We start from the raw sequence: 6661 nt of genomic DNA on the forward strand, positions 1-6661 counted from the left end.
AGGTGTACCATCAAAAGCGGTTCCATTCAGTGCTGGGGTATCTACCGCCAGCGGAGTTTGATAGGCTCCGTGGCCGAAGGCCATGCAGAAACAACAAACCGCTTAACTGCCGTCTCAATACTGGGGTTCACTACATTGATTCGTTGGGACGGTATACTGCAAGAACCTGAAAAATCTTGTAACTTTTACAACTGCCTGCTTTGAAGCGTGTCTTGAAGGCTCGACACTAATTTTCAAAAGAGACAGAGGATTTTGCAAGGTACAAACCCTACACTTACCCAATCAAGATGCCCTATACCCACGGCGGGGTTGCCCACTATTACGAGTTTCAGGCCACGCGCCCGGAGCGTCCAGTTCTGGTTTTTGTCCACGGCTGGGGCGGGTCGTCACGGTATTGGCAGTCTACGATGACCGCGCTGAGCGAAGAGTTCTCCTGTCTGGTCTTTGATTCACGGGGCTTTGGGCGGACAGCGGCGGATACGGGGCGCGACTTCACCCTGGAGACCTACGCTGAGGACTTAGACCAACTGTTGACGGAGTTAGGGATTGAAAAGATTTACCTCAATGCCCACTCCTTAGGTGCCTCCACAGCGGTCCTTTTCGCCAACCGCTACCCCGCACGGGTAGAGAAGCTTGTACTCACTTGCTCGGGAGTATTTAACTATGAGCCGGTGTCCTTCAAGCTGTTTCATATCGTCGGGGGCTGGGTGGTTGCTTTTCGGCCCCCTTGGTTCACTAAGATCCCCTTGGCGCACCGGGCTTTTGAACAGCGGTTTGTCCATCGCGCCCTACCCGAAGCAGATTCAAGGGAATTTCTGGCGGATTTTGTTCTAGCGGACTACGGGGCAGCCCTAGGGACGATGCTGGATGCAGTGAGTGAAAAGGCGGCCCGGATTATGCCGGGGGCGTTCAGTCAACTGACAGTACCGACGTTACTGATTGCCGGTCAGTACGACAAAATTATCCCGGTCGCCATGGCCCGAGCCGTTGTGCCCCTCAATCCACAAGTCCGACTTGAGGTCATGGCTAAGTGTGGACATTTCCCGATGTTGGAACAGCCCCAGGTATACCAGCAGTTACTGTTGAATTTTTTGCAGGCAACAGATCCGATTATAGCTTGAACGGTGTTACCGTGGGTTCAATCAGCGAGGGATTTATGCAGGACAAGCGGATAGCAGTATTGCTGGTCGGGTACGGCGAAGTCGAAGACTATCGTAACTTTGCCACTTATAACGAGATGGCCCTGCGCCTGTTGACAGCGAAATTCTTGCAGATCCCGAGCTTTGCTTACCGTTGGCTAGGCAAAATCCTGGCTGGCTCAGACCGCCGCGAGTGGGGCGGACAGGGAAATTTCCAGTCTCCCCACAACGAGATCTTTGAGGCGCAACGGGCTGGCTTAGCCGAACAACTCCAGGAACGGTTCGGCGCACAGGTCCAAGTCTTCAAAGCCTTCAACTTCTGCGAACCCCACTTGCCCGAACAGGTCCTCGCCCAGATCCGCGCCCAGGGGTTCCGCCGGGTCCTCATCTATCCGTTATTGGTGGTGGATTCGGTTTTTACCAGTGGACTCGCCCTTCAACAGGTCAATGCGGCCTTAGCCCAAGAGGACCGCTGGCTTGAAGAGATGCGCTATATCCCGTCTTTTTTTGAACGACCGGATTACCATCAGCGGCTAGCCGGTTACGTCAGTGATCACCTCGAACGGATTAGCAAAACCCACCAACCAAGCCGGATCGGTCTGGTCCTGATGAACCACGGTTCGCCCTACAAAGTGAAAGGTTTCACCACGGGGATTGAGGAGAGCCAAGCCCTCTACGAACGAGTCCGCGCCCTGCTCATCCAACGTTATCCGCTCATCTCGATTGGCTGGCTCAACCACGAGACCCCCGGTCAATGGACGATCCCTGATGTGGAGCAGGCTTCACGCAATCTCCTGGAAGTCGGGGCCAGTACCCTGGTCTATTGCCCGATTGGGTTTGTCACGGAGAATCACGAGACCATTTTGGATGTGGGCTACATCACGCGCCGCTTTGAGCAGAAAGGCATCCCCTGTCATCGACTCGACTGCCTGAACGCTGATGCTGAATTCCTCCGGTTACTCGCTGACTGGAGTGAGCCCTTGGTCCAAGATTTACTCCGCGCCGAAACGCCCATGTCCCGTCCGGCCTATGCCTTACCCACTAGTTTAGAAAGCTTAACTTAAGGATAATTGTGCTTGGCCTGCCCAGCTCTGAGCCTACTGCCCCCGGTCCAAAGCCCCATCCCCGGCGTTAAAAGCCTGCTTAACAAGGTGAAAAGCCCCGTCCACTGAGCAATAAGCTAACTGTAATCGTCCCAATAACTCTACTTGGGTCATCTTGACCCAGGTCCCAAAGAGTTTCCTTAATGTGTTCTTAAATTTCAAGCTGAATACTAGAGAGTTAATCTGACGAGAATTCACTCATGCGTTTCTTTCGCCTGGGCCTGTGTGCCACGCTTTTTTTGACAGCGGCAGTCCACGCCGCGCCCCAGTTTGCCCCTACTGGGACCTACGATACGGGCCTGGGTGAGAATGGAGCCGAGATTGTTGATGTGCGTGGGAATGTCGGGGTCTTGACCAACGCCGGGAACCGCAGTGTGGATGTGCTGGATCTGACGAATCTCCGGGCGATTACCCTCACCCAGCGCGTCCCTCTCGTGGATACGACCCGTACCCTCAACTCCGCTGCGATTCATCCGACCCAAGATTTTTTCCTGGTGGCCCAGGGCGATAGTAGCCCGAGCGTGATTGGGGCGACCGGGACGGTCAGTGCCTATCGGCTCTCGGATGGAGCTTTTTTGACCAGTGTGCCCGCCGGAATTTTACCGGATTCCATTGATATTGCCCCTGATGGCAGCTATGCTGTCGTGGCGAATGAGGCCGAGGGCGAGACTATCGGGGATAACGGCGGAGCGGGGAGCTTGACGGTGATTGCCCTGAGCGGTTGTACGGCTACGAGTTGTGTCCTTACTGAGACCCAAGTTCCCCTCCCGTCCCAGACTGGGACACCGGGCTTCTCCACTGGGCGTACCGATGATGCGGCTCGTCTCGCCGTAGATAATACCCCCGGTACCTTGGAGCCGGAGACCGTTGGTTTCTCCCCCGATAGCCAATATGCCTTGGTCAGTCTGCAAGAAAATAATGGCGTGGTGCGGGTACGCTTGTCGGACTTGAATCTGACGTTTTTTGGATTGGGGCAGGTGAATCACTTGGCGGATGTCTCAACCAGTGACGGCTACCAACCCGTCACACCCTACACCCAGTTCCGGGAACCCGATGGCGTGGTTGTGACGCCTGACGGGAAATATTTCGTGGTCGCCAACGAGGGGGACACCCGCAATGGCGCAGCCAGCAGTGATATCCGGGGTGGACGGACCTTGAGTGTGTTCGATAGCAATACCGGAGCTTTCGTGGGGGATACCGGGAGCCAGCTAGATGACATCGCCAATACGCGGGGGATCTATCCTGACTCGCGTAGTAACCGGGGTGGTTCAGAACCCGAAGTGCTGGATGTGACCCAGTTTGCGGAGCGGACCCTAGCGGCGGTGGGCCTGGAACGAGCCAACGCAGTGGCCTTGGTGGATATTACGAACCCGGCTTTCCCGGTGGTGGTGGACCTGGGCTTGACCGGGACCGGGCCAGAGGGCGTGAAATTTGTCAACCGGGGGGATTTGCTCTATGTCTTGACGGCTAACGAAGTCAGCGGGACGCTCACAGCCCTGCAAGTCCGTTTGGAAAAGGGCGATTTTAACCTAGATAACAGTGTGGACCTACTCTGGCGCGACACGACCACGGGCGAGAACGCGCTTTGGTTCCTGCAAGGGACGACCTTGACCAATGGGGTCTTTGTGCCACCGGTGACGGACCTCGCCTGGGAAATCCGGGGTACGGCGGACTTCAACAATGACAGTCGCGCCGATATCCTCTGGCGTAACCGGACCACGGGCGAGAATGCGGTTTGGTTCATGGACGGGGCGGTGTACCTGGGGGCGGCTTTGTTGCTAAGTGTGACCGATCCCAATTGGCAGATAGGCGGGACCGGGGACTTCAATGGCGACGGTGGCCCGGACCTGCTCTGGCGCAACCAAGCCACGGGGGAGAACGCAGTTTGGTTCCTAGACGGGACCTTCTACGCGGGGGCGGCCTTGTTGCCGAGTCAGCCCGACTTGGGTTGGGCGATTGTGGGGGCGGGGGATTTTGTGCGCGATGGTAAGACCGATATCCTCTGGCGTAACCAAGTCACCGGGGCCAATGAGGTTTGGCAGATGAACGGGGTGACGTTTGTAGGTACTTTCCCGGTGCCAGCCGTCACGGACTTGACCTGGATCATTGCCGGGAGTGGGGATTTCAACAATGACAGTCAACCGGACATCTTCTGGCGCAATACCGACGGGACTAATGCGGTCTGGCAGATGAGCGGGACCAGCTACGTCACCGCTTTACCGCTAGACTCCCTCGGGGCGACTTGGCAGAGTGGCGGTCCGCGCTAACGACGGGTGGTGGGGACCGGGAGGTTGAAAAAGAACTGCCGGTCCTCCACTTGGTCATAGCCAGTAATGAGCGGTAAACGGCACTGGGGGATGACTTGGACATCATAGAGTTCTTCCACATCCCCCTGGAACCGTAACGCTCCCTCCCAAAGTCCAGTTTTGAGGTTGACCACCTCGACACTACAGCGCAGGTCCTTGATTTTTTCCTCCACGGGCAGACCACCGAAGGTTTTCTTTTCACGGATCTTGGAGAGCCCCACAAAAGCATAGGGACCCGCAAACGCCAACCCACGCAAAAATCCCGGCAGGGTAATCATGGACTGAAACCCTAAACTATTGACAATGCCGAGCTCCCCAGTCCCGGAGGACAGTACCCACAGGTCGCCCTCGTAGCAGCGGGGCGAGTGGGGCATGGCTAAGCCCTCACAAATAACTTGGTTGGTGTTGATATCCATGACCACCCCGCCCGTGGCTTTGTTCTCGCGCCAAGCCCCGGCCTTATCCGTGGTTCCCAAGCAAGTGACATAGCGCGGACGGCCCGCCACCAAAGCGACCCCGTTTAGATGGCAACGGTCTTCTGCGACTAGGGCCGAAATGAAGTGTGGTTTCCAGAGCGGGATGAAGCTATGGTCCGGGCTCATCGTCACCAGACAATTAAAAGTACTGCTGACTACCACGACCTTGCCATCCATCATCACGACATCGTGGGCGGCGATATCCCCGGTGTAATGGGCGTACTGGGTCAAATACAAGTTGTCATAGTTCTGGTCTGGGAAGTAGCGGGGGATGAGTTGGGGAGCGCGGGTGAAGGACAGGATTTGGTTCTGGGTGGCAAGCAGAAGACCTCTAGGATAGACGTAGCAGCCCATAGCCCGCGTGTAGTTACGCCCGACGAGTTTAATATCCTCTCCATTGCTCGTGACTGTATAGACCCGCCCTGCCTGATAGGTCGTCACCAATAGTGAAATCCCTAACTGATGCAGGATCTGCGGGAAACTCAGGGAAAAATCAAAGCCTAAGGGGTCTTTAGCGGGTTCGTCGGCCTCGGGCGCAGCCCCAGGCACCTGGGTTTCTTCCGTCATCACAACACAGTCAACAGTGTTGCCCAATATAATTCACGGCGGTCCCGCCCCGCCACCGCTTCTACCCTTGCTCGCAAGAGCAGGATTTTGACGCTGACTCCGTGCGTATTTCCGGAGTGATGCAGACCGGGGTTCGTCACCAAGCCCAGAATCGCTGGTAAATGTAAAGCTCAGGCCCTGGGACATTCACAGAAGAAGTTTCTTTGTTCATAGACCTGCTCCAGACAACGTAGACCAGTATAAACAACCCCAGAAGTGTTGAATGTCGTTATAAAAGTTCATAAAGTGCGGCAGATTACGCCTGTCGCAGCTCGCGTGGGCACTTGCCTCAAGATTTCCCTCAGCCAAAAGGAATTCTTAACTTTCAACACTTCTGATCAGAAATTCATTGTCGAACTTGTTTTGATCAGCAGCCGAGGGGAGAGCAATTGCTTCTAAAATGTTGCTCTTAAGATGAGCCTACCCAGTTCATAATAAATAAAGGAAGGTAATGAACTACCCTCCTGAAACGTTAAAAGTACAAACTTAAGCGACTAACCCAGTACGGAGGGCACGAACCGCTGCCTGTGCCCGGTCATCCACACAGAGTTTACTGAGGATGTTGCGGACATGGGTTTTGACCGTGCCAACCGTAACGTAAAGTTTTTCCGCAATCCCCTGATTACTGTTGCCTTGGACAATGAGTTCAAGGACCTCAAGTTCGCGCTTAGTCAAGGGATAGGCTTCCAACATCTCGGCATAATCGCCTTCTTCAGCTTGAATCGTGACGGTATCACGCCGACCAGGGGATGTACTTTTGAGTTGCTTAAGGACTTTACCAGCGATGGCTGGGTCAAGCCAAGAAACTCCCTCAGCGGTCACTTGCAGGGCACGGACCAAGTTCTCCTTAGCGATGTCTTTCATGCAATAGGAATCAGCACCCGCTGCAAACGCCGCCATCACCGTCTCTTCCATGTCCTGGAGGGTCAAAATTACCACGCGAATCTCGGGATGATTCGTTTTAATCTCTTTAGTCACCTCAACCCCGTCAATATCGGGTAAGCCGATATCCACAATGGCAATGTCTGGTA

Annotated in this window: 6 protein-coding genes; 4 read left to right on the plus strand and 2 right to left on the minus strand. The window is 55.1% G+C overall.

All coding sequences use genetic code 11. The features are described 5' to 3' along the window. The 4 genes from HFM78_RS00375 to HFM78_RS00390 form a co-directional block, all read left to right on the plus strand. A partial coding sequence (locus tag HFM78_RS00375; RefSeq protein WP_287127431.1) for a hypothetical protein occupies positions 1-204 on the plus strand: 204 nt, incomplete at its 5' end. Between the two features lie 83 nt (positions 205-287). Further along, positions 288-1121, plus strand: a complete 834-nt coding sequence (locus tag HFM78_RS00380; protein ID WP_287127432.1) for an alpha/beta fold hydrolase — start codon at positions 288-290, stop codon at positions 1119-1121. Between the two features lie 35 nt (positions 1122-1156). Beyond that, on the plus strand, positions 1157-2203 hold the full coding sequence (locus tag HFM78_RS00385; RefSeq protein ID WP_287127433.1) for a ferrochelatase: 1047 nt from the start codon (positions 1157-1159) through the stop codon (positions 2201-2203). A 239-nt stretch (positions 2204-2442) separates the two neighbouring features. Continuing rightward, positions 2443-4509, plus strand: coding sequence for an FG-GAP-like repeat-containing protein (locus tag HFM78_RS00390; RefSeq protein WP_287127434.1), 2067 nt, complete (start codon positions 2443-2445; stop codon positions 4507-4509). Here the strand turns inward: HFM78_RS00390 and HFM78_RS00395 are convergent. Both HFM78_RS00395 and HFM78_RS00400 read right to left on the minus strand, forming a co-directional pair. Further along, a complete protein-coding gene (locus tag HFM78_RS00395) occupies positions 4506-5591 on the minus strand; it encodes a TIGR03032 family protein (RefSeq protein ID WP_287127435.1) in 1086 nt (361 codons plus the stop codon). The two genes, HFM78_RS00390 and HFM78_RS00395, sit on opposite strands and share 4 nt — an antisense overlap. Before the next feature lie 525 nt (positions 5592-6116). Next, positions 6117-6661, minus strand: a 545-nt coding sequence (locus HFM78_RS00400; protein WP_287127436.1) for a response regulator transcription factor, incomplete at its 5' end; no start/stop codon positions are given.

The organism is Candidatus Cyanaurora vandensis (assembly GCF_013285555.1).
Classification (GTDB): Bacteria; Cyanobacteriota; Cyanobacteriia; order Gloeobacterales; family Anthocerotibacteraceae; genus Cyanaurora; species Cyanaurora vandensis.

What these genes read in the sequence shown, in the direction of transcription:
- HFM78_RS00390 (WP_287127434.1), top strand. Translation starts at nt 2,443, where the DNA reads ATGCGTTTCTTTCGCCTGGGCCTGTGTGCCACGCTTTTTTTGACAGCG.
- HFM78_RS00380 (WP_287127432.1), top strand. Translation starts at nt 288, where the DNA reads ATGCCCTATACCCACGGCGGGGTTGCCCACTATTACGAGTTTCAGGCC.
- HFM78_RS00395 (WP_287127435.1), bottom strand. Translation starts at nt 5,591, where the DNA reads ATGACGGAAGAAACCCAGGTGCCTGGGGCTGCGCCCGAGGCCGACGAA.
- HFM78_RS00385 (WP_287127433.1), top strand. Translation starts at nt 1,157, where the DNA reads ATGCAGGACAAGCGGATAGCAGTATTGCTGGTCGGGTACGGCGAAGTC.